The organism is Paenibacillus radicibacter, assembly GCF_024721995.1.
GTDB lineage: Bacteria > Bacillota > Bacilli > Paenibacillales > NBRC-103111 > Paenibacillus_AM > Paenibacillus_AM radicibacter.
Genome location: NZ_JANQBC010000009.1, coordinates 211300 through 231949 on the forward strand (window position 1 = coordinate 211300; position 20650 = coordinate 231949).

Consider the following 20650-nt stretch of genomic DNA (forward strand, 5'->3'; position numbering starts at 1 on the left):
AATATCCTCCCTTTCATCTATCTTTGTTTATGTTACTGCAATAATTGTCTGAATTCAACGACAGTTATGAATGCGGTTACAAAAATTGAATGAGAAAAGCCATTCCGATGGGGGAATGGCTTTTTAATACTGAAGAGACATGCAGAATGCACTGTTTGCTACATCCACTCTTTCCCATGATCACGAATGAATTGAATATCGCTCAGATAATGTTCGAGATGTCCTTCATCTATCATTTTCTGAAAAGCAGTGTCACCAACACTTGCTTTCCTAGTAATGGTTTTGCATAATCCTTCTAATCGCAACAATACCATGCCCAAATAATGATCTGGTATTGCCTCACCATAAGAATCAAAGAACAATCTTACCCTATGACGTATGCGGCTAGCATGCTGCAGGGAATCATAATGAACTTTCTCACCTGTCTCCGCGAAATAAAATCTACTTAAAGGAACACACGTATATAGCGTATACGCAATGTCCCACAGCCTTGGACCCGGTCCAGCAACATCATAATCAATAATACCTACTGGTCTTTCCTGATTAAATATAATGTTGTATATGGCAAAATCATTATGACACAAAACCTCAAAGAGTTGAGGCGTGTTATCTATCGATTGCCAGTCATCATCGTATGCAAAATCACTTACTGCGTCATGATACAGTCGGAGCATTTTCGCTATTTCGATTATGACATCATCTGACCATACATATTCTTTTAAGGGATAATGACCCGCTTCTCCTTCAATATAGGATAGGATCTCTCTTCCTTTATCATCAATGCCTATAAATTTAGGTGCATAACTAAAGCCTTTGTTCTCCAAATGCTTCAACAACTTATGAATTTTCGGACTGTCTGGCTTTAATTCTCGTCGCACTGTATCTCCTAATCGATAAACGTTAGAGACGTTCCCACCTGTTAGTTTTTCTTCGTTATCATGGTTTGTCATCTCAATTTCCTCTCACTAAATCCATCTCATATACTGCCCACGCTGCACTTCGACCTTATTCGCTTTTGCCCATTGTTCGAGGAGTTGTACCCCAAGCTCTTGATCCTTCTCATATCGGAATGACCACTTCATCGGCACCATAAGCTTACGGCCGGGTCTAATCCCAATGTTCGGGTTCTTTCCATAGGAAATCATAATGATCGAGATATCGTTTGCTTGCAACTCCGTTCCACCCATCATGATGCTTTTATGATTAAGCGTTAACTCCCGTTTCTTACTAATAAACGTACGGTAACCTGCAAGGACAACATAGATCGAACATAATATCGTCAGCCATGTCTTAAGATTTAATTTCTCCGTATCAAGTGTCTGATCAAATAGTAATCCGTACCCGTTATAAACAGCTACTAATAACATAATGATCATAAGTCCAAGACTGGACGGATTCTTTACTGTAAAAATAGGATTCTTCATGTAAGCTGCTCCTTTGATTATCTAAGATAGTGGTTGTAGATTTGCATATCGAGATTACAATTGTAAGGCATAGAGATTGGTTTCGTGAACCCTTACAAATGTATCAATATCTGCTGGTACTCTTTATTCACTGCATCCATTCTTTTGCATTCCCATATCCCGAAGATGCTCCTCATAATTCGCGAATACAACCCTTCTATGGTTCCCCGCAATTTTCCAAAGACTAAATCTGCTCTACCTTCGAAACGATCTTCAAGATCCGCTAATGATTGTCCATGGCGGACGATAAGTAGTTCTAGCAATTAGGCTCACACCTTTTATTGAATTATTAGAAAACAATTTACCTAGAACTTATTAATCAATGTCGTGCCCGCAGGCGATTTCTTCTTCACAAAGACTGCTTCATTAACCTTAAACTCTTTGCGAGTGACGAACGCGAAGTCACCTTGGTTCCTTGGAACCTCCGCGAAGCGCGTTAAGGTGTCTCCTTTTACAAAAATCAATAGACTGATCGAATCGCTTGTCTTTATCGAACTTTGAATCCGATCGATACCTTTAACATCGTTAAGAACACTTAAGTCACCATACGGTGGCACGATATATACCTTGTCCCATTCGAAATCCGTTAAGCTCTTGAGTTCAAATTCCTGTCCGACATTAATTTCACTCACGAACTGCGACAGCTCCGTGACTTGAAGCGAGTTGGAACCCGATTTATTACTCATAAAAAAGAATAATCCAGCAAACAAACAGCAAAGTACGATAAATGATGTAAGCAGCTTCTTCTTCATATAAACCTACCTTTGTGTCATGGTATTAATCGCAGAAACCTTCTTTATCCACATTCTTTAGATATGTAAACATCTCTCGAACTTGCTTCTCTGTATTACGCTCTGTTGATAATGCAGGCAATTCATCCTCATTGAAAAATGCAACTTCCAACGTCTCCACACCTGTTATCGCGGCACCGCCAACTATTTTACATAGAATAAAGAACTTATACACATGGAAAGCTGACGGCGGGTGATCATGAAACTTCGTATCATAGACACCTAATAGTCGAACAGCCTCTGTCAAATAACCCGACTCTTCACGAATCTCTTTCACTACAACTTCCTTCGGTGACAAACCAATATCTGCCCAACCTCCCGGTAAAGCCCAAGCTCCATCAATTCGCTCACGAACTAACAGTATCTGATTATCTTGAAAAACAACCCCTCGCACGTCCACTTTCGGAGTCGCATAACCTGTCTCACTTGCAAATAGGGTTCTAAGTTGTTCACTTTCTACATCCACATATTCATTCATAATCTCAACACTTAACGATCTTAATTGTTCAAATCGCTCAAGATCGTAGACATCTTTGGAGTATGCAAGTCCGGTTTGACTTATTGCTTGAATTTGCTTCGCCCACTCTAACCATTTTAGTTGCATGTATTTAACCCCTTTTGTCTATTGATGTAGAAAATGTTCGAAAATAAGTATTCGCCTTATACCTACCAAATTCCTTGTTTTCCCAATAAAAAAGACCGCTCTTATTGAGCAGTCTGACTTGTTTTCGCTACTCCCCATCTTCAAACAACATCCGAAAATACCGCTCTCGATTATTCAAGAAATCTTTAGTCAGCAAGTAATGGTCGGTCTGTTCATAGTCGATGGTTTCTACCCCACTATCTGTAAAATGATACAGAACTGCATTCGGATAAGCCATCAGAATCGGCGAATGTGTCGCAATAATGAACTGTGCTTGCCCGCTTCGCTCAAGCTCCTTAATAAGTTTCAGTAACACAAGCTGATTCTGGGGAGACAATGCGGATTCCGGTTCATCCAACAAATAGATGCCTTTCTTATCGAATCGATTATGGAAAAAGGTGAGGAATGCTTGTCCATGCGATCTTTCATTCAAGGATTTACCACCATACGCATTGTATGCAGATCCACCAACAAAAGGATCTTTCGCAAGCTCATCGATATAATTCGCAAATGTATCGAATGTCTCTGCTCGGAAGTAAAACCCACTTTTCACCTTCGGCAGCCAAGCTAGCTTCATAATTTCAGCGAGCGAAACATCGTCCTTCTCTTTGGTGATCATCAGATCACGTCCGCCAACCGTACTAAACCCGCAAGATTGTCCTATCGCTTCAAGCAGCGTAGATTTCCCCGATCCATTCTCACCAATAAAGAACGTAACATTATTCCTAAATACCAATTGTTTCATCGATCGGATCGTTGGAATGTTGAATGGGTATTGTTTTTTTTCCGCAGAATTTAACTGCGACCAGTCGAGTTGAACTCTTTTTAAAAAAGGCATAGTAAGAAAACTCCTTATCTGAAGCAGTTGTTACATGATGTTGGAGCTACTCATTCGCTTCGATTAAATAACGCCATAAGATTTCAAAGTGCGGAGCCTGTCCACTGTCAGCCATCCACGCCATTCATATTCTGTTGCCGCGGAAATCGCATTCCAGCTAATTGGCCAACCACCGTCCTCATGTTGTTGCTCGATTAGATAGTCCAAGTGCTTCTGCACTTCTTCTTCGGTAACGAACTTTCTTGCATAACTTGTAGCTAATGGACTCCAGTCGAGCACTTTGTGCACATATCCGTCAGCGTGCGGATCACGCTCAATTGTTCCTGCCTGCGCAAGCCACTCATCCACTTTAGACCAATGCTGGCTCGCTTTAAGCATGTCAGGTACATTCTCCAAGAACGTAATCAAGTGAATGCCGTCATGGAATCCAGATGGAGTCCCTTGGTCTAAGTACTGCCAAGTATACTGCTCATTCTTCTTGAACCAATCTTCATACACAAAGTCCTTATATGCATTCTGCTTGTACAAATACCCAACCATCGATCCTGTTGGATTAATAGAAGCTTGACGGTCATCCTCAATTGCCCACCAAGGAGTATGCGGATATTCACTTGCATCTTTAAAAATAAATGGCAAACCACCCTCAGGCAGCGTTCTGTTCTTCAAATACTCTACAATTCCTTGGACAATTTCTTGATCATAATGATTCACTTCATCCATAACCATAAACGCCATCTCGGTTGGAACAGGCTGACTATGAGGAGTTCGAATATCAGGTTCAAGCGCATTCCCGAAACCTCCATCTGCATTCTGGTATGCACGAAGCACCTTAATCACTTCTTCACTTGAGCCACCTTCAAAATGATACTCATAACGCTTGCGATCAAGCAAACGAGCATGCTTATATATAAAATCCTTCGCACGTAGCAACACTTGAGAATCGATCATCCTATTGCCTCCAATTCTAAATTTTATGGGACAAGCCACTAACTAAATTTTACCATTATATTGACGCAAAAACAACACATATGTTCTCATTTTCATTCATTCAACTTTTCCATATGCTTTAATTCCTTTAACCCATTTTTTGTTGAATAACTAATTTGATAGATGTTATTCTTACTTTCTACCCAGTAATCATAAGTAACTTCTGGTTCATTTTCAAAAACAACACCAATATAGTATTGGTTTACGTTTTTAAAACCCTCTTTCCTATGAGGAACTGTGGAGATAGTCCATTCTTCCTTTGGATAATGCTCTTCTAAGTATGATTCTAACAATTCCACTTTCTTGTCTATTTGTGCATCTATCCAAAAAGGACGAGCCACTAAAAAGATACAATAAACTACAAATGTAGTTAATGCTAATATCAAACCAATCTTTCGCCAATTACCTTTTAAAAAGATTAAGATAATAACGTTTATTACAATCACAATCACAAAAATCATAATTTCTATTATTTCTGTCGGTTGCATACTTATCCTCCTTTCATACTATTATTGAATTTTGAAAGAAGTAAACTGTCATATTTCGCGAAGGTTATGGACGTGACTCCAGCGCTTTCCAACAAGTTGTAGAACCCACTCAAGTGTACGGTGCTGTCAAAGCAGCGCCTGAACTCAAACAATTAATCTTACATAGTGCTTGATAAAAAAAGGACCATTCTGATGTATGCATAGTTGCTGCTTCAGAGTGATCCTTTTACTTTAGTATATAATTATAGGTCCTTGCTTTTAAGCAGATCGATGAATTTATAAATTCCTTCTTCAATAATCTTGTTCACATTTACTCACCCTCAACATACGATTCGCATACCGCTGGAATTCATAATCCACTTTCACTTCAGTCACCGTGCATCCTTCTTCTTGTAAGTAATGAATAATCGTATCCAAATGCTCATACCGATTGCCAGTTAGATCGACTAATGGAAAGATTCGAATCTCCTTACGTGTCACCCTTAGCAATTCTTGAATGGTTTGCTTGTGAAACTCAAAGTCTAGACGATCAGCATACGTGAATAAGAAATGTGCGGACAAGGTTAGATCGAATTGGTTATTAGCAAAAGGTAATAGCGGGAGTGTCACAGCATTGTAGCTTTGGGGTGAATTTTTCATGTCTTGCACGCTGTTCATTAGCGCGGATATACGCGCATCTTTCAATTCATTTACGTTTGAGAAATAGTCCCACACGTATTTATTTTTTACTTTAGCAATGCTCTCTATCGCATGTTCAATATCTTGAAGACCTTTGTCGTTAAGCTCCTCAACTGCATGATAGTACGCAATATCCGCCGCCGTTACCCGCCCACCGAGCCCATTCGCTATTGCCGTAAATGAACAAGCTCCTGACGGACAATCCAAGATTTCATATGCTCGAATTTCTTCCTCCGTAAGCCCAAACATCACTTTATACTCTTCAAACGTTCTTCCTATGAAAATAATCCGACTTAATTCCAACCCTTGATTCTCATCGTTCGCTCCACTCATCTTGGCTCAGCTCCTCTATTCATTCTTAACTCCACTCAGAAGTAAGTTCCTCTATGTATACGCTTCTATTATCATAACAATTAAGGCCTCTCTAATCCAGAGATAACTCCATCGGCGCTTTGCAATGTTTATATCCATTTTGCTCATAAAAATCTATACTCCACTCACTCGGCCATACGATGATAAATTCATACTTCTGGCACTTCGCCCAGTCTTCAATCTTCTTAAACAACTGGCTGGCAATCCCTCTACCTCTGTAAGCAGGAAGTGTATACACATTGGTCATGTACACAAAAGGATGTGTAACTCTTCCTGGACGCGGTACTTTATGAACCAACTCTACATACACATGCGATATGATCTGCCCATTGCGATCAGCAATCCAAATAAACCAATCTTTACTTTTCAAAGCTGCTTCTAAGAACGTTCTACACTCTCTATCAAACTCTAGAAAATCTTCATCTACTTCTTCTATCACTTCACTATATTCGAATGTAAAGTCCCATCTCATTTTGATCAGTTGATCAATATCATTCTCATCGGCTAGACGCATTAGCATGGGGGATCACCTTTCCTCTCATGTTTTATTAAATCAATGATTTGATCTAGTCGTTCATTTGTTTGTGAAGAAGAATTCCATTCCTGATGACCCTCCTAGTAAAACATCAATTCTTTCATCTCTCTCAATCTCACAAGTTCATCCTCATTAAAGTTCTCAATAACCCCCATATTCTCGAGGGCAATTAATTGTTTGTAAGTTTCACCTGTTGGTTCTTCTAGAATGTGTATCATGTAGTTACTCCTTAATTAAATTGTCATAATGCTTCTCCATAAACACCCGAATCATCTCCCGATGACTTCCTACCATCTTTAAGCTCGTAAGCTCACTTGGCTCATAATATTTCATATCCAAGGCTTCGGAATGATCAACCTTTAGCTCACCATGGACATCCGTAGTATAGAACGCGACCGCCACAACAAAGAACTCATCACCATTAGGAACTTTGACGAAGCTGCTTGCTCCAGAATGAATATGAACGAGCTCAAGCTTACCCGCTTGCAAGTTTGTCTCTTCATAAAGCTCCCTACGAGCCGTATCTTCCACAGACTCACCTAGCTCCATTAACCCGCCTGGCAATCCCCATGACCCATGAGGCACTGTCCGTTGCTGGAGCAGGATTTTACCGGCCTCATCCACCACAATTACAACAGAACCAACCAATATGACAGGGCGATGTCCTACTATCGCTCTCAAATCTTCGACGTAACCCATGATGTCACCCCACTTGTAAGTAAATAGCTAGATTTCTTCGACGATCGAACTACCCTTCGAACAATCTCTGCATGTCCATTCCCATTCTTCATGAAGACGAAGTTTTCCGCTAGGTAGCAGCTCAGGCGTTGACTCACACTTTCCTGTCATTAGCTCATTATGCTCATTAATGTGGTGGTATCGCATATCCAGCTTTCCATGATCATCGACTACCGCTACAAGACTTCCCACCACAATGCCTCCACCTGCATATTCTGCCCACACTCTGTTTCCTTCTTGCCTATATTTAAAAATCGTCTCCTGATTCACTTCGCCATTTTCTGTATTCTGAGCAATTCTAAATATTTTGCCATCATAATGAATTGGATTCATATGCAATCGTTCCCTCCATTAATTCACATCGCCGAGATAACAAACCTTACTTTCTCGACCTTGAAGTTGGCCGCTCATCTTACTGGGATACAACCTTATGTCATCGAGGCGACTCAGTTCAACCCATTCAATCCCTATCTGCATATCATCTGCATTCGTAGCTTCAATTTGTCTCACTTCATAATCGATTTCACATGTAATGTAATACTCCACTTGATGGACATCATAATCAAATTCAGCATGTTGATGATTCTTACCAATATATTCTCGGATATTAGCAATATCTCTAGGTATTACACGATATCCAATTTCTTCGAGACATTCACGGATAACAGTATCACGAAGCGCTTCCCCTTTGTCTTGCCCTCCGCCAGGGAAAAGATAGAAGATCCCTTCTTGATCTTTATTTACTGTCAAAAGAATACGGTCGTTCTCAATAATGACTGCTTTCGCAGAATTTCGAATTGGTTTCATGGTTATCTCCTTAAACAATTATTTATTGGTTTATACACTCACTTCTTGATCGAACAGCTTCCTTAAATACATCGTACCCCTATCAACTGAAGTCTCTATGTAACCCACAATCTGATCTAACGTAAACACGCGAAGTGGTTCAGCAAGTGATTGTTCCTTGAAAGTCATATCCTCCCATAACTCCGGCATAAATGAAATGAGATCTTGCTCTCTTACCTCTTGGATTTCAACCGTTCTTACTTTTTCAATCTCAGCGGCTATACTTAGCATGAGCTCTTTAGGAAATGAATAGTAATTCAACAACTTCCCATTTAACAAGGTAAAATCATGGTGATACCGCTTCAGCAAATCTGAATCTTGCTCCAACCTATTTTTCAGCCAAGGCATGTAGAAGCCCTTAAGCCATAGATCATCAGCAATCAAGTGCGTATAGTAACCCAATATGTACTTAGTATGTTTATAGGAACTATACTTGCTCAGAAAACCTTCATAGTCCACGTACCTCGTATAGTCAACATGACTGCCTGCAAAGAAATGTGACTCTTCTTTCGTAGAGACCGCGTCTGGCGCTACTCCTCCCAGTAAGAATGCACCTTTTTCATGCATACTTAATCGATCCGCGATCTGATTCACGATAATAAGATGCATCATTCTTGATCCCATCGCCATTGTCACCTCTAATAAAAATTTGAAAATTCAAATATATTAATTCACTTATACTCACTTTCCAAAATCGAATAGAAGTGTTGATCATGCCATTCCTTGTTCCAGAACAATTCCTCGCGGAATGTCCCTTCTCTTCTCATACCTACACGTTCCATAAGCTTAGCAGAGTGTACATTGTTGGAATTGCACATCCCAACAACTTTGTGTGCTTGTAATTGTTCAAATGCATAATCTAAGAGCAGCTTAATCGCCTCTGTTCCATAACCATGACCTTGATAATCTTGTAAAATGGCAAATCCAAGCTCCCAACTCTTCCTGTGCTCGTTATAACTCCACATCTGAGCTAATCCTATTGGAACTTGAACATCATCGACTAATGTCCAGATCACAAAGTCATAGGCATAGGATGAATCCATTTTCTTCAGGTATCTGTCTCTGACAGCATTCGGATCTGTTGCAATATACACCTCCTCTTCATACAACCATAGCTCCATATTGCATTCGAGCATGCTTATAAAATCTAGATCATCCTCTGTAACCCTAGTCAGACTTACTTTCTTACCATGAATCCTCATACTCTTCCCCTTTCACGAAAGCAAATTACACATCAACTTTATAGTTCAACTGCAGTTCATCTGCTGGAAGACCTCGAATCCCCCAATTGTGCTTCGGTGTCTCGAATATCGTAATCTCAATGTCATTCTTGCTGATCCCAATAGTACCTAATCGTTCGAAGAGTAGGCGATACAGGGTTTTCTTAGCTTCTATTGATCTGCCCTCAAACATACTAATCTCGATAATTAGGTATTGCTCTGTACGATCCGCTGGATAGATGAAATCTTCCTTGTCCATGCATATAAAACGATGAAACTTCTTGTCAGCTGGCAATGCCATAGCATCCACAATACAGGAATGAATGCGTTCAGAGAGTTGAGACTGAATCGGTTTAATTGCACTTGTTAACCCGAATATTTTCACTTGCGCCATGAATGATTCCTCCCATTATTGAGTGATTAACCCCTATTTCTTATCTCTATCGTCACAAAAATCGAACTCAAATACGTCTTAACCTCCACGATCTCAAACCCTTCCTCACGAATCAGCTCTATCGTGTCCCGATTCAAGTGGCAGCCATCGCAGACCTTTTTCCAAATCGGAGTCATGACATCTTGCAGAGTCGCCAACATGATGTTCTTGTGCCGTACATGCTCAAACAGTAATAGGGTTCCAGCTGGCTTACAAACCCTCTTCATCTCTCGAATGGCTTGCACAGGATCTGGAATGGTACAAAGAATGAGGGTTCCGATGACCGTATCGAATGTGTGATTTGTAAAAGGCAACTGCTCAGCATTTCCTTCTATAACATGAACCTCTGCAAGTGTAGAAGACGCGCGTTCCAGTGCTATTTTTCGAAAAATAGGGTTCGGTTCAATTGCTGTCACACGTACATTCTTGTAAAAATCGAAATTGATACCTGTTCCGCAGCCCACCTCTAATACGTTACCACTTGCTTTACCCACGAGCTCGGCTCGAATCCGTCGGAATCTCTTCTGCTCCAACGGTCCCATTAGCCGATCATAATACTGGACGAACCCCTTACTCCATCTGTTCATTGCGCAGTACCATATGGATGTGATCTTCCCACTTGCCATTGATTCTCAAGTAGTTCTTCGCTAAACCTTCCTCATAGAAGCCTAACTTCTGAACAACCTTGAGCGATGCAGCATTCTTCGGCATAATGTTCGCTTCGATGCGATGTAGTTCTAGCTCCTCAAAGGCAACTTCAATCATTCTACGGATTCCTTCCGTCATGTAACCCTTATTCTTAGCGGCATGATCGAGACGATATCCCAAGAAACAGGACAAGAACGCACCTCTTACGATGTTGCTGAGCGCGATTGAACCAATCATGACATCAGGCTGTTCCTTCGTGTACATCCACACTTTAACTACTTGCCCCTGTTCGATCTGAAGAAGATCCCCCGAAATTAATCTTCTCTGCATGTCCAATGTGTAATAATCCGCTGTTCGGGCAACTTCCCATTCTTCTAAGAAATGTTGATTGCGAAGCACATAATTGAGTAGTTGATTAGTATAGGATTCATCAATAGTCTTCAGAATCAGTCGCCCTGTCTCAATCTCAATTGTCATAAGTATAACTTCATCCCTTCATGACTGATAACAAATCCGAGTCGCTCGTAGAATCGATGGGCATCCGTGCGCGCTTTATCTGTTGTTAATTGTACAAGCCCACATCCAGCATCTTCAGCCAATTGAATCGCATACTTGAACAGCGCTTCGCCCACCCCTTTACTGCGATGGTTCCGATCTACACGCACACCCTCAATTTGAGCACGCAGCATGCCAAGTCGCACTACACCTGGTATGTAAGTAAGCTGCAAGCAGCCCATGACGTCTTCTCCCTCAACCGCAACGATAATTTGGTTCCCTTCTTGACGTTCCATTCTTTCAAAAGCATCAATGTACACCTGTGGAAGTGGATCACGATATTGCTCACGTGTTGCTCCAAGCTCATCATCCGCTAGCATGCGTACAATTGCAGGTAAATCATTAATAGTTGCTTTTCGAAAAATCATCTATCCTGCCTCCTCCAGTTACTTCCTATGTATTTTCCATAAACATAGGTTAAAGTTCTTCTTCGTCTCCCTACTTGCACCCCAAATCTCGAATGATTCAATCGCAATAAGTTCAGGTATGTATGTCCGAAGCAATCTCCCATCTGTTTGCTGAAGCACTTGTTGATTCAAGTTTTCGATATCTAGAACAATGCCTAAGTCCGATATCGCATGCTGAATGAAGTATTTATGTTCATTTGCTAAAGCTTTCATTTTGACAAAATCATTTATTAAGCTCTGGAGAGAAGCTTGGTACATAAGCCCGTTTTTCTTAAATCTAGCCCATTTAAGTTCAATTCCAATTTCACTTATATAGCTATGATCTTCCAATTTTGTATATAAGGCAAGGTCAAGTATTTTTTTATTCGAATACGCATAATCCTCAGGACGAATCTTGTACTTAGGCAGCAGTTCTACATAGACTAAAAACTTAATAATCGGTTCAGTCACCGACCATGTGCCAATACCTTTGTAATAATCTTTGTAAAAGGTGTCCTTGTACGGCGAACTTAAGTATTGAGCACGAATACGCTCGTCCCAATTCATTAGCGCTTGCTTCATATCCAGCAAGAATGTTCGCATAAACGTATCCGGTAACATCTCCATTTATCTTTGACCTCCAATCATTAAGCATTTCTACCTACCGAGTTACCAACAGCAAAAGCCCCGCAGGAAATGAATTTTCACTGTCGAGGCATCGTAAGTAATCGGGTCATTATTTATTTAATTCCAAAAATTCATGACGCAAGATACCCATGATAAGATCATCTCCATATTCTCCTTCGGTGAACCGATGGCTTCTTAGACGACCTTCGTGCTGGAAACCGCATTTTTCATAACAATGAATCGCAATGGCATTCTTCGGATTCACATGAAGCTGGATTCGATATAAGTTCATCTGTTGAAATGCAAAGTTAAGCATCAGCTTAATGGATTCCGTCCCATAGCCTTTATTCTGATCAGAAGTTACAGCGAGTACAATGCCAAGTATAGCATTTCGATTCTTCCAATCGATACTAAACAAATCAACTTGACCTAGATACTCTTCCGTTTCTTTGTCAGCGATAACAAAACCCTGCATATCGGGTTTACCTTCAAGCTTGCCATTCAAGCGCTTCTCAGTCGCTTCGATCGTCATTGGATAGAGGAACGCATCGGATAAGTTCTTCGTAATTTCATAGTTGTTCACCCACTTACGAATTGCCGGTAAATCTTCCTTGCGGTATTCCCGTAACATAATTCTTGATCCGATTATATGAGCCATCTCCTGTACCCTCCCCGAGTTAATCTATACCAACTATGGCTTTCAATTGCGCTAGTTCCAGAATCTCATAAGTTGGCTTAATACCTGATACCTGTTCTGTACCATGCGGGTTAAACCAGCACGTATCAATACCGTAATTGTTACCGCCTTGAATATCTGAACTGAGAGAGTCTCCCACCATAATCGTTCTTACTCGATCTGTCAGATTCAGCTTGTCAAATGCATAATCGAAAATTTCTTGCTGCGGCTTCTGGAAACCAGTTTCCTCCGACACAATAATCTGCTCGAACAATGTACCAATCTCTGATCGACCAATTCGGCTTAGCTGTACCTGCTTAATCCCATTCGTAATAATCGCTAGTCGGTATCCGCTTGCTGCTAGCTCATGACAGAGCTCAGCTGCACCTTCCACAAGGAAAGAACCTTCACTTAATAGTTGCAAGTATTGCTCACCGAATAGCGATGGATTGATACTGCTCAAGTTATGTTCTTCGATAAATCTTTCAAATCGAAGCGTACGCAACTGATCTAAATTCACTTGCCCTTGCTCATACTCATTCCATAATTGCTGATTAATCTTCCGATAACTCGTTACATGTTCAGCTTGAAGCTCTAATCCTTGATTGCTAAACGCATTGGTTAATGCATGTGCTTCACACTGGGTAAAGTCAAACAACGTATCGTCTGCATCGAATAATATCACATCATACTTCATGAAAAATGATACCTAGCGACAACTTCGCCACCCGACCATTCTGTAATCCCTTCTTCAATAAACCCTACTTTCGCATACAATTTTCGTGCCAGATCATTCTCAGGCCGATAACTAATAAGCAGTACATCCGTACGATCATCCTTCTGCCTTACTTCCTCCATAATTAACTCAATTGCTTTCTTCCCGTAGCCCATACCTTGAAACGCTTCATCGATCATCAACCGATGAATCCAATAGTTTCCGTCATCTTCATCCTTACCGAACATTGTAAAGCCAACTAGCGTCTCGGCATCATAGATTGCTTTTGCTTCAAAATTCTCTAAAAACTGTACTTGAGCAATAGAAAACATATTAGAAGCAACGAAATTCACTTGTTCAGGCTTTACCTCCAATTTCATGCATGCACGCCAGTTGTTCTTATCTACTTTCTGAAGACTAATCATTCAGCACCCCTCGAATCTCTTTAAATGAATTTGTATAACACCATCTTGATCATTGCAAAATATTCCCGAATCATATAGTTCATTGTCAGGAAAAATGGTCCATGACTCGTCAAACCATAAGCCGTATAACCTTGCTCCTGGGCAAGATGCTTAGCTCTGAACATATGGTAATCGCTTGTTACGATTAGAATTCTAGGGTTCTTGACACCCTTGTCTTCTAATACCGCTTTCGAGAAAAGTAAATTCTCTTCTGTACTCGTCGCTTTACTCTCAAGCGTGATTCGGCTACTATCGATTCCATGCTGTAGCAAATACCTACTCATCGCTTCCGCTTCGGTAATATCTTCACCAGGACCTTGTCCACCTGATACGATTACAGGAATGTCTTTATTCGCATTCAAATAATCTAGTGCACTATTCATACGCAGCCACAACGTCTGGGAAAGTTCTGTCCCACGAAGTCCCGCTCCGAGTACAACAACATAATCTACATCATGAACTTCATGATCATCAACGCGAAATGCGGAGAGAATAATCGCTTGAACGATGATAAAAGATAAGGCAAATACGATACCACCTGCGACAAGCAGCTTCTTCACAATCGGGATCTTACGAAAATCGACGCGCCACATGATGAGAATGAATGCACCCAACACACAGACGAACATCGCACCAAAGCTTCCCCCTGAAAACAAATAAATACCCAAACACACTAACAATATACCTATATCGAAATACACGGGTCTCTTCGTCATCGCTTCACTCCATTTGAACCTTAATTTCCACATACTCTCGTGAGAGTTTTTTTAACGTTACAATCGTTCTCTGCTGCTCTTTAGTGAAAATATAAGCAGATCCCAGTTGATCATCTAACTTCCAACCTGATCCTTCTAATAAGCCACTGAGCCTATCATGATCACTTACTCTAATATTTTTCGCCAAAAATGTATCTAGCTCCTGACCCTTGCTGGTCTGAATCAGATCAACCTGAGCCATCTCTAGTCGCGGCATCCCCCATAAGTTACGAACCCCATAATCACTCACATGCATGAAAATGAGTACCCCAAGTAAGCTTGATGCGACAAGCAATATCAATCTGTGTTTCAAGTTCATTCACCTATCCATTATCCTAGCAAATTGCTCAATCTCCTCCACTTTAGCACGATAAATAAAAATTGGAAATACATGATCTGTATCTCCAACTATATAATCGATTTCGTAATCACTTCACATAATCCCTAACCTTGCAATACCACACCATATGGTCAGAGTCTTGCCCCCAATAGTCTTCTACGATTACATACGGTGTACCAAATTTATGCTTCCATCTACCTTGCGCTTGTTGATAACCGCTATCCAAGCAGAATTCCTCAACTCCTCGCTCATGTAAATGACGAAGTAGCGCTTGAATGAGTGCCGATCCGACGCCCTGATCCTGATAAGCCGGAAGTACATACATGCTGCCCACTTCACCCACAGCATCGAGCTGATGATTCGTGCATACTTTCACATCATCACCGCATGGCGCATAAGAAATCGTCCCAACGACAACGTCATTAAGCTTAGCAACGAGGAACAATATATCCGAATCCATACCCATGGGACTTAGCGCTTGGTCGAGCAAATGCTTCTTGTGCACAATCTCTGATTGGATATCGCTAAGGAGATGACCACTACCTTCTTTATCAAAAGCATCAGCAATAGATAACTCAAATACTTGGTATGCAGTACTAGCATCTTGCGGCGTGACGCGATTAATCGTCAAATTCGGATACATGGAGCAAGCCCCTCTTTTCAAAAGAATGATATATTTATTAACGTAATTAACGCCCTTTAAGTTGCACACCAATTGGAGTTGGAAATCCGTCCATGCTCTCCATGTTCTTATTCTCCCAATATTGCTGCAAACCCTCGGCACCCTTGTTCTCAGCCCACTTTAGTAAGGTATCTCGATCTCCTTCATAAGAGAAGAGTGGCACGCTAAACCCACAGGAAGTCTTTACAATCTCGATTTCAGATACGAAAATTTGCCGGTAACCTGGATATAATTCGAATAATGGTGCAACTTGATCCCACTCTTCCGTATTCGGAAGAACTACCCGGCCATTCCCATACAATCGCAAGATTAGCGGCTTCCCAACAAATGAGATAAACATATATGTCATCCGATTACTCTCTGTCACATGTGCACTTGCTTCATTCCCGCTCCCCGTCAGATCTAAGTAAGCTACCTGATTCGGGGAAAGAATACGAAATACATCATGACCTTTAGGAGAAATGTTCACATGACCTGTTGATGCCGCAGTACCAACGAAGAACATCTTCTGTTCGTTAATAAACGCCTCGTGTTCTGGCAAAATGGAATTGTATACCGTACCCATATCCTCACCTCATTATAAGCTTCCATATAAGACTAAATTTATAAATACCGCAATACTTAACGCAATGATTGCAGATAGAAGCATGGTCTCCTTCGTTTTGTTCCATTTTGACAAGACATAGAGACCAACAGCTAAAGCTCCACAAAGCATCATATTCACCGGCACACTTAGAAAATGACTAATCAGTATCTTTATAAATGGCATTTGTTTATAAATAACGGAAGATAAGATTCCAAATAGCCCATAAAGTAAAACAGCAACATACCTGTTGTTATTTCTGAGTACATATGTGATTCCGTCGATGATGATGGAGATAAATATACCAAGTGTATATACAAAGCCTGTTGTGTATACAATTGCTAGCAAAAATATATCCATGAAGTCATAAGGGTTATTTACAAGTGCACCTATCCAGCCTAACAAGCAGAATGCTATCCAAGTCTCACCAGCTGCAGCTAACTTCCCAGTGATATATGCGAAATATTTATTTTCAAATAAATGAGATAGTTTCAATTGCAGTTGATGCCTCTCAGATAACAATTCATTCTGATGTTCAAGCCCGCATATCCAGCAGTATTCGGTGTGTTCATTATGCTGGCATTCCGTGCATAGGGGGATTTCACAATGACTACAGGATATATTTGCTGTTATGGATGGATGGTAATTACAATTCATAGCTCACCCTCGTGGATATAAGTTGTATTTAATCATTAGTTCATGTGCTTGACGTTTATTAAGTGTATGTAAGTTGATTGATTCTGGAAGTGTAGTGCTGTATTTATTAATAATTGCAAATTGGGTTTGAGTTGGAGGTTGCGATTCAATTAGCTGTAAGAAATTCGTTCGACCAATCTGTTCACCGATTCTCTCATCCTGACACAGATCAATGACTTCATACATAGCGTTAATCGCCTTCTCATAATCAAGGTTCTGTGCACAAGCAGAATCCGTGCTTAGTAGAAATTGGGTGGGGTACTTCTTAATAACGGGAATATAATCTTCAAGTGGGTATTCATTGTTAGGATCGTAAGCTGCAAACCCTGCAAAGAAGTCCATATATAAATTAGGATGTTTACTCAGTAAATGTTCAATATGACGTGGCGGGTTAAATACATTGGCATGTGCGAAAATGAAAGATGTGTCTGGATATGTATCTAAAGCAATTTCTAATTGATCAATAACTTCTCCAAATGGAGGGTCTATATGAAGCAGGATCGGAACGTGATACTCAACGCAAAGCTGGTAAATTTCTGGTAAGTTCCCATCCATCGGATGCTGAGCTTTCCATTCTAACTTCGATGTTAAGGGAGAATATGTGGAAGCTGCAACAGTCTCTCCTATTCCATAGTAACCTTTTTCAAGATTCTGCTTAATTGTATGTAGTCCCTGCTTGTCGTGCATAGGAAAACCGGAGAAGAACGGGTAGAACTTATGTGGAAACTTCTCATACGCTTCCCAAGACAAGCGGTCGCTCTGAATTGCTGAAGGCTCTGAAATAGCACCAAACAGTACCGTCTTATCGATATAATATCGTTCCCAAGTCTCAATCGAACCTTGGTGCATGTAATAATCTGCGTCATGATTATGGACATCAATAAGCCCAAGATGCTTGTACTTCTCGAATAGTTCAGGTCTGACCTGCCTCATGGTGTTTCCTCACTTTCTATCTATCATACAACAAATCTACTTACATAAAACAACAATTTTTACAAAGAATCTTGACTCAATTGAATAAAGTGTTGCTCTACTCAATTCTTATCAGAAACAAACAATCGGTTTAAGAGAGCGTTTACGATTAGTAGCACATGGTATCCGAAAATCGAAGCTACTACACCTAAGAATGTGAATGACAATAACTCAGAAAAAGGGGATCGATTACTCGAAATAATCAACATGAAAATAAACATAACGACAAACCCACCAAGTGCATATAGCAACAATGAAAATAAATACTTGTAGATGTTGCTTAATGTAAGTTTGCGAGTAAGAACATCCACCAATATGGAAATCGGTATGCCACCAATGAAATAAATAGGAGTAATAACAACCAAAAAGATAATGAAGTTGTCACTATTTCCAGAAGAAAACCAGATACTAAGTACGAGGCTCGACACAATCGCCGTTAAGATCTTACTTATTGTGTACAATCCGATACGCATCGATTTCGTGGCTGTTTCTTCTTCATTCCTATTTGTCATAAGCTGACCTCCTCTAGATTGATGGATGCTATTCAAAAGAATCTACTTCTGCTCTTCATACATTCGATTTCGAGTGTCCTTTGGATGATACTTTTTCAATACACCATGATCAAATGCAACAAAACTATATACCTTCTCATTACCGAGTTGCATTATACTTTTACCTTTATCTTCTAATAGTAAAGAATAAGAAGGTAATTGGTCAGTATGATCTTTATAATTATTTGAATTCAATTGCACCACAGTCCTTATAAAGTTATCCTTCTCAGGTACCCAATACGTGATCTCAACCATTGGCGGCACCCAGTCCGTATGATTGCCAACCCACTCTGGTACGCCATCACCATCCAAATCCATTGGCTCGGCACGATGGCCCTCGAAATCGATAATTCTCCATATGCCACTGCCGTTGTTATAGGTTAGAAGGATTGGTACTTCATAGATAGACGGATATCCCTTTGGTCTGTCGATCGTGACACCCGAACTCTTCCCTTTAACATAATCAAGTGGTGTAATTTGAATCCGATCCGCATCTGAGCTAGAATACACTCCAAGTTCAGATAATCCTGCGCTACCTTTCAAATATCCCTGCACTTCGGAAGGGGCATTTGGATTTGAATAGAATACAATTTGAGCATCTGAATGAGGCATTTGGTATGTACGTGTGAGCGTCCAATGCTTTGGAATTTGGGCACCATATTCTACAACAGGCCATAACCACTCACCTTGTGGGATCTCATCTGTAAAACGATCTGGACTATATACTGCATTAGAAGTTTGTGGATGATTCGTAGTAGTTGGTGTTAGACTTTCTGGTGAGACAGCTTGTTGATTGTTACCGCAAGCAGTAAGCGCTAATAATATGAACAAAGTAATGAACATTTTCAATTTGGTTTTCAAGATTGTCGACTCCTTGTGTATGTATATTCTTGGCTGCTAAAGTCCAATCCATCAACCATACCACATGAAATCCCATTAATAAATCAATTATACCAAATACTAAAAATAAAGGTAATTCACCCATCTCTCCCCTATTTCATACGCTTTACCAAGGGGGAGTGGCTCATGTTCTCTATGCTCACATTTATACAAGAACTCGTACTTATGTATATGATTGGACTGCTTGGTTATTTGCTTCGTAAAAAAGGTATCTTACAAAGTGGAAGTGAAGGTGTCCTTACTTCACTTATTCTATATGTGACCCTTCCCGCGCTCATTCTGTATGGGATGGATATTCCTTTTTCAATTACAAGTCTGAAGCATTTTCTGTGGCTATCTCTAATGTCATTCTCGATTCTAACCGTTTCATCTATTATAGCCTTCTTGACCGTGAGGCGATTACGTGCAGGAAAGCTTAGAAGAAATGCGCTTGAAGGTATCATGATATTCGGGAATCAGGGATTTCTTGGAGTGGCGATTAGTTATCTTCTATTCGGTAAAAATGGGGTTCTACTTGCGACTTTATTCAACTTCGTCTATCTCATCTTCATATGGACATATGCCATTTACTTGTTCGCGAGGGCAGCTGAAACCATTCAGTGGCGTAAAGTTTTCTTCAATCCAGGTATACTTGCAACTCTTCTTGGTCTAATCTTATTGCTTTTACCTGGAACACTTCCACACGTTCTGCAAGATACATTGGAAATGCTGGGTAAGCCAACGGTTCCATTGTCCATGCTCCTAATTGGCGTACTGCTCGGGGGAATGAATGCCAAAGTGCTTCAACAATTTGTGAAGGATCGGTATCTTTGGCTTGCTTCTTTGTACAAATTAATGCTGTTTCCCTTATTACTGCTACCATTCTACTGGCTGTCAGTCCCTTTCGAGCTATTAACAGTTGCTGTCATCTTGGCCGGTATGCCGTCAGCACCTACGATCTCAATCTTTGCACATCAGTACCGAGAAGACTCTTCGTATGCTGCTGCAGGCGTTGCGATCAGCACGCTGTTATCCATTGTTACAATACCTATATTGTATGGATTGCTGTATATAATCATGAAGTAGCAA

At 40.5% G+C, this 20650-nt stretch carries 32 protein-coding genes; 1 reads left to right on the forward strand and 31 read right to left on the reverse strand.

Annotated elements, in window-relative coordinates; genetic code table 11:
• Window positions 1-158: 158 nt before the first annotated feature.
• The 31 genes from NV379_RS17425 to NV379_RS17575 all read right to left on the reverse strand — a co-directional run bounded on the left by NV379_RS17425 (window position 159) and on the right by NV379_RS17575 (window position 19543).
• On the reverse strand, window positions 159-950 hold the full coding sequence (locus NV379_RS17425) for a phosphotransferase (RefSeq protein ID WP_258208606.1): 792 nt from the start codon (window positions 948-950) through the stop codon (window positions 159-161).
• A gap of 15 nt (window positions 951-965) precedes the next feature.
• Window positions 966-1424: a hypothetical protein gene (locus NV379_RS17430; protein WP_258208607.1), complete on the reverse strand. Its 459-nt coding sequence runs from the start codon at window positions 1422-1424 to the stop codon at window positions 966-968.
• Between the two features lie 344 nt (window positions 1425-1768).
• Window positions 1769-2215 carry a hypothetical protein gene (locus tag NV379_RS17435; protein ID WP_258208608.1) on the reverse strand — a complete coding sequence of 149 codons (447 nt, stop codon included), beginning with the start codon at window positions 2213-2215 and terminating at the stop codon, window positions 1769-1771.
• Window positions 2216-2240: 25 nt separating this feature from the next.
• Window positions 2241-2858: an NUDIX hydrolase gene (locus tag NV379_RS17440; protein WP_258208609.1), complete on the reverse strand. Its 618-nt coding sequence runs from the start codon at window positions 2856-2858 to the stop codon at window positions 2241-2243.
• A gap of 127 nt (window positions 2859-2985) precedes the next feature.
• Window positions 2986-3735, reverse strand: a complete 750-nt coding sequence (locus NV379_RS17445; protein ID WP_258208610.1) for an AAA family ATPase — start codon at window positions 3733-3735, stop codon at window positions 2986-2988.
• A gap of 63 nt (window positions 3736-3798) precedes the next feature.
• A complete protein-coding gene (locus NV379_RS17450) occupies window positions 3799-4683 on the reverse strand; it encodes a prenyltransferase/squalene oxidase repeat-containing protein (RefSeq protein WP_258208611.1) in 885 nt (294 codons plus the stop codon).
• Between the two features lie 92 nt (window positions 4684-4775).
• Window positions 4776-5210 carry a hypothetical protein gene (locus tag NV379_RS17455; protein ID WP_258208612.1) on the reverse strand — a complete coding sequence of 145 codons (435 nt, stop codon included), beginning with the start codon at window positions 5208-5210 and terminating at the stop codon, window positions 4776-4778.
• 291 nt (window positions 5211-5501) lie between these two features.
• The gene (locus tag NV379_RS17460) at window positions 5502-6221 is read right to left on the reverse strand and encodes a class I SAM-dependent methyltransferase (RefSeq protein ID WP_258208613.1); all 720 of its coding nucleotides are present in this window, start codon (window positions 6219-6221) and stop codon (window positions 5502-5504) included.
• A gap of 91 nt (window positions 6222-6312) precedes the next feature.
• Entirely contained in the window at window positions 6313-6780 is a 468-nt protein-coding gene (locus tag NV379_RS17465; protein ID WP_258208614.1) for a GNAT family N-acetyltransferase, read from the reverse strand.
• 95 nt (window positions 6781-6875) lie between these two features.
• Entirely contained in the window at window positions 6876-7013 is a 138-nt protein-coding gene (locus NV379_RS17470) for a hypothetical protein (RefSeq protein WP_258208615.1), read from the reverse strand.
• A 4-nt stretch (window positions 7014-7017) separates the two neighbouring features.
• A complete protein-coding gene (locus tag NV379_RS17475; protein WP_258208616.1) occupies window positions 7018-7494 on the reverse strand; it encodes an NUDIX hydrolase in 477 nt (158 codons plus the stop codon).
• A gap of 27 nt (window positions 7495-7521) precedes the next feature.
• A complete protein-coding gene (locus tag NV379_RS17480; protein WP_258208617.1) occupies window positions 7522-7866 on the reverse strand; it encodes an avidin-fold protein in 345 nt (114 codons plus the stop codon).
• Between the two features lie 18 nt (window positions 7867-7884).
• Window positions 7885-8340: an NUDIX domain-containing protein gene (locus tag NV379_RS17485; RefSeq protein WP_258208618.1), complete on the reverse strand. Its 456-nt coding sequence runs from the start codon at window positions 8338-8340 to the stop codon at window positions 7885-7887.
• Window positions 8341-8370: 30 nt separating this feature from the next.
• Complete coding sequence (locus tag NV379_RS17490) at window positions 8371-9003, reverse strand: hydrolase (protein WP_258208619.1); 633 nt, start codon at window positions 9001-9003, stop codon at window positions 8371-8373.
• A gap of 47 nt (window positions 9004-9050) precedes the next feature.
• Window positions 9051-9581, reverse strand: a complete 531-nt coding sequence (locus NV379_RS17495) for a GNAT family N-acetyltransferase (protein ID WP_258208620.1) — start codon at window positions 9579-9581, stop codon at window positions 9051-9053.
• 25 nt (window positions 9582-9606) lie between these two features.
• Window positions 9607-9993: a tautomerase family protein gene (locus NV379_RS17500; protein WP_258208621.1), complete on the reverse strand. Its 387-nt coding sequence runs from the start codon at window positions 9991-9993 to the stop codon at window positions 9607-9609.
• Window positions 9994-10019: 26 nt separating this feature from the next.
• Window positions 10020-10619 (reverse strand): class I SAM-dependent methyltransferase, encoded by a 600-nt coding sequence (locus NV379_RS17505; RefSeq protein ID WP_258208622.1) that lies wholly within the window; start codon window positions 10617-10619, stop codon window positions 10020-10022.
• Window positions 10603-11157 (reverse strand): GNAT family N-acetyltransferase, encoded by a 555-nt coding sequence (locus NV379_RS17510; RefSeq protein ID WP_258208623.1) that lies wholly within the window; start codon window positions 11155-11157, stop codon window positions 10603-10605. The genes NV379_RS17505 and NV379_RS17510 overlap by 17 nt, the downstream gene beginning before the upstream one ends.
• Window positions 11154-11603 (reverse strand): GNAT family N-acetyltransferase, encoded by a 450-nt coding sequence (locus tag NV379_RS17515; protein ID WP_258208624.1) that lies wholly within the window; start codon window positions 11601-11603, stop codon window positions 11154-11156. Before NV379_RS17515 ends, NV379_RS17510 begins: the two co-directional genes overlap by 4 nt.
• Before the next feature lie 18 nt (window positions 11604-11621).
• On the reverse strand, window positions 11622-12248 hold the full coding sequence (locus tag NV379_RS17520; protein ID WP_258208625.1) for a hypothetical protein: 627 nt from the start codon (window positions 12246-12248) through the stop codon (window positions 11622-11624).
• A gap of 109 nt (window positions 12249-12357) precedes the next feature.
• On the reverse strand, window positions 12358-12906 hold the full coding sequence (locus NV379_RS17525; protein ID WP_258208626.1) for a GNAT family N-acetyltransferase: 549 nt from the start codon (window positions 12904-12906) through the stop codon (window positions 12358-12360).
• A gap of 19 nt (window positions 12907-12925) precedes the next feature.
• The gene (locus tag NV379_RS17530) at window positions 12926-13621 is read right to left on the reverse strand and encodes a YjjG family noncanonical pyrimidine nucleotidase (RefSeq protein WP_258208627.1); all 696 of its coding nucleotides are present in this window, start codon (window positions 13619-13621) and stop codon (window positions 12926-12928) included.
• Complete coding sequence (locus NV379_RS17535) at window positions 13618-14064, reverse strand: GNAT family N-acetyltransferase (RefSeq protein ID WP_258208628.1); 447 nt, start codon at window positions 14062-14064, stop codon at window positions 13618-13620. Before NV379_RS17535 ends, NV379_RS17530 begins: the two co-directional genes overlap by 4 nt.
• Before the next feature lie 20 nt (window positions 14065-14084).
• Window positions 14085-14819, reverse strand: a complete 735-nt coding sequence (locus NV379_RS17540) for a YdcF family protein (protein WP_258208629.1) — start codon at window positions 14817-14819, stop codon at window positions 14085-14087.
• A 4-nt stretch (window positions 14820-14823) separates the two neighbouring features.
• Complete coding sequence (locus NV379_RS17545) at window positions 14824-15177, reverse strand: hypothetical protein (RefSeq protein WP_258208630.1); 354 nt, start codon at window positions 15175-15177, stop codon at window positions 14824-14826.
• 109 nt (window positions 15178-15286) lie between these two features.
• The gene (locus tag NV379_RS17550) at window positions 15287-15841 is read right to left on the reverse strand and encodes a GNAT family N-acetyltransferase (protein ID WP_258208631.1); all 555 of its coding nucleotides are present in this window, start codon (window positions 15839-15841) and stop codon (window positions 15287-15289) included.
• Between the two features lie 46 nt (window positions 15842-15887).
• Window positions 15888-16445 carry a pyridoxamine 5'-phosphate oxidase family protein gene (locus NV379_RS17555; RefSeq protein ID WP_258208632.1) on the reverse strand — a complete coding sequence of 186 codons (558 nt, stop codon included), beginning with the start codon at window positions 16443-16445 and terminating at the stop codon, window positions 15888-15890.
• Between the two features lie 12 nt (window positions 16446-16457).
• Complete coding sequence (locus NV379_RS17560; RefSeq protein ID WP_258208633.1) at window positions 16458-16958, reverse strand: hypothetical protein; 501 nt, start codon at window positions 16956-16958, stop codon at window positions 16458-16460.
• A gap of 165 nt (window positions 16959-17123) precedes the next feature.
• Window positions 17124-18092 carry an amidohydrolase family protein gene (locus tag NV379_RS17565; RefSeq protein ID WP_258208634.1) on the reverse strand — a complete coding sequence of 323 codons (969 nt, stop codon included), beginning with the start codon at window positions 18090-18092 and terminating at the stop codon, window positions 17124-17126.
• A 101-nt stretch (window positions 18093-18193) separates the two neighbouring features.
• Window positions 18194-18643, reverse strand: a complete 450-nt coding sequence (locus NV379_RS17570) for a hypothetical protein (protein ID WP_258208635.1) — start codon at window positions 18641-18643, stop codon at window positions 18194-18196.
• Window positions 18644-18685: 42 nt separating this feature from the next.
• A complete protein-coding gene (locus tag NV379_RS17575; RefSeq protein ID WP_258208636.1) occupies window positions 18686-19543 on the reverse strand; it encodes a hypothetical protein in 858 nt (285 codons plus the stop codon).
• 165 nt (window positions 19544-19708) lie between these two features.
• Here NV379_RS17575 and NV379_RS17580 point away from each other — a divergent pair, with 165 nt between their 5' ends.
• A complete protein-coding gene (locus tag NV379_RS17580) occupies window positions 19709-20647 on the forward strand; it encodes an AEC family transporter (RefSeq protein WP_258208637.1) in 939 nt (312 codons plus the stop codon).
• The last annotated feature ends 3 nt before the right edge of the window (window positions 20648-20650 follow it).

Excerpts from the sequence above, each read along its gene's own strand:
- NV379_RS17425 (WP_258208606.1), bottom strand. The coding sequence starts at position 950 with ATGACAAACCATGATAACGAAGAAAAACTAACAGGTGGGAACGTCTCT.
- NV379_RS17430 (WP_258208607.1), bottom strand. The coding sequence starts at position 1,424 with ATGAAGAATCCTATTTTTACAGTAAAGAATCCGTCCAGTCTTGGACTT.
- NV379_RS17435 (WP_258208608.1), bottom strand. The coding sequence starts at position 2,215 with ATGAAGAAGAAGCTGCTTACATCATTTATCGTACTTTGCTGTTTGTTT.
- NV379_RS17440 (WP_258208609.1), bottom strand. The coding sequence starts at position 2,858 with ATGCAACTAAAATGGTTAGAGTGGGCGAAGCAAATTCAAGCAATAAGT.
- NV379_RS17445 (WP_258208610.1), bottom strand. The coding sequence starts at position 3,735 with ATGCCTTTTTTAAAAAGAGTTCAACTCGACTGGTCGCAGTTAAATTCT.
- NV379_RS17450 (WP_258208611.1), bottom strand. The coding sequence starts at position 4,683 with ATGATCGATTCTCAAGTGTTGCTACGTGCGAAGGATTTTATATATAAG.
- NV379_RS17455 (WP_258208612.1), bottom strand. The coding sequence starts at position 5,210 with ATGCAACCGACAGAAATAATAGAAATTATGATTTTTGTGATTGTGATT.
- NV379_RS17460 (WP_258208613.1), bottom strand. The coding sequence starts at position 6,221 with ATGAGTGGAGCGAACGATGAGAATCAAGGGTTGGAATTAAGTCGGATT.
- NV379_RS17465 (WP_258208614.1), bottom strand. The coding sequence starts at position 6,780 with ATGCTAATGCGTCTAGCCGATGAGAATGATATTGATCAACTGATCAAA.
- NV379_RS17470 (WP_258208615.1), bottom strand. The coding sequence starts at position 7,013 with ATGATACACATTCTAGAAGAACCAACAGGTGAAACTTACAAACAATTA.
- NV379_RS17475 (WP_258208616.1), bottom strand. The coding sequence starts at position 7,494 with ATGGGTTACGTCGAAGATTTGAGAGCGATAGTAGGACATCGCCCTGTC.
- NV379_RS17480 (WP_258208617.1), bottom strand. The coding sequence starts at position 7,866 with ATGAATCCAATTCATTATGATGGCAAAATATTTAGAATTGCTCAGAAT.
- NV379_RS17485 (WP_258208618.1), bottom strand. The coding sequence starts at position 8,340 with ATGAAACCAATTCGAAATTCTGCGAAAGCAGTCATTATTGAGAACGAC.
- NV379_RS17490 (WP_258208619.1), bottom strand. The coding sequence starts at position 9,003 with ATGGGATCAAGAATGATGCATCTTATTATCGTGAATCAGATCGCGGAT.
- NV379_RS17495 (WP_258208620.1), bottom strand. The coding sequence starts at position 9,581 with ATGAGGATTCATGGTAAGAAAGTAAGTCTGACTAGGGTTACAGAGGAT.
- NV379_RS17500 (WP_258208621.1), bottom strand. The coding sequence starts at position 9,993 with ATGGCGCAAGTGAAAATATTCGGGTTAACAAGTGCAATTAAACCGATT.
- NV379_RS17505 (WP_258208622.1), bottom strand. The coding sequence starts at position 10,619 with ATGAACAGATGGAGTAAGGGGTTCGTCCAGTATTATGATCGGCTAATG.
- NV379_RS17510 (WP_258208623.1), bottom strand. The coding sequence starts at position 11,157 with ATGACAATTGAGATTGAGACAGGGCGACTGATTCTGAAGACTATTGAT.
- NV379_RS17515 (WP_258208624.1), bottom strand. The coding sequence starts at position 11,603 with ATGATTTTTCGAAAAGCAACTATTAATGATTTACCTGCAATTGTACGC.
- NV379_RS17520 (WP_258208625.1), bottom strand. The coding sequence starts at position 12,248 with ATGGAGATGTTACCGGATACGTTTATGCGAACATTCTTGCTGGATATG.
- NV379_RS17525 (WP_258208626.1), bottom strand. The coding sequence starts at position 12,906 with ATGGCTCATATAATCGGATCAAGAATTATGTTACGGGAATACCGCAAG.
- NV379_RS17530 (WP_258208627.1), bottom strand. The coding sequence starts at position 13,621 with ATGAAGTATGATGTGATATTATTCGATGCAGACGATACGTTGTTTGAC.
- NV379_RS17535 (WP_258208628.1), bottom strand. The coding sequence starts at position 14,064 with ATGATTAGTCTTCAGAAAGTAGATAAGAACAACTGGCGTGCATGCATG.
- NV379_RS17540 (WP_258208629.1), bottom strand. The coding sequence starts at position 14,819 with ATGACGAAGAGACCCGTGTATTTCGATATAGGTATATTGTTAGTGTGT.
- NV379_RS17545 (WP_258208630.1), bottom strand. The coding sequence starts at position 15,177 with ATGAACTTGAAACACAGATTGATATTGCTTGTCGCATCAAGCTTACTT.
- NV379_RS17550 (WP_258208631.1), bottom strand. The coding sequence starts at position 15,841 with ATGTATCCGAATTTGACGATTAATCGCGTCACGCCGCAAGATGCTAGT.
- NV379_RS17555 (WP_258208632.1), bottom strand. The coding sequence starts at position 16,445 with ATGGGTACGGTATACAATTCCATTTTGCCAGAACACGAGGCGTTTATT.
- NV379_RS17565 (WP_258208634.1), bottom strand. The coding sequence starts at position 18,092 with ATGAGGCAGGTCAGACCTGAACTATTCGAGAAGTACAAGCATCTTGGG.
- NV379_RS17570 (WP_258208635.1), bottom strand. The coding sequence starts at position 18,643 with ATGACAAATAGGAATGAAGAAGAAACAGCCACGAAATCGATGCGTATC.
- NV379_RS17580 (WP_258208637.1), top strand. The coding sequence starts at position 19,709 with ATGTTCTCTATGCTCACATTTATACAAGAACTCGTACTTATGTATATG.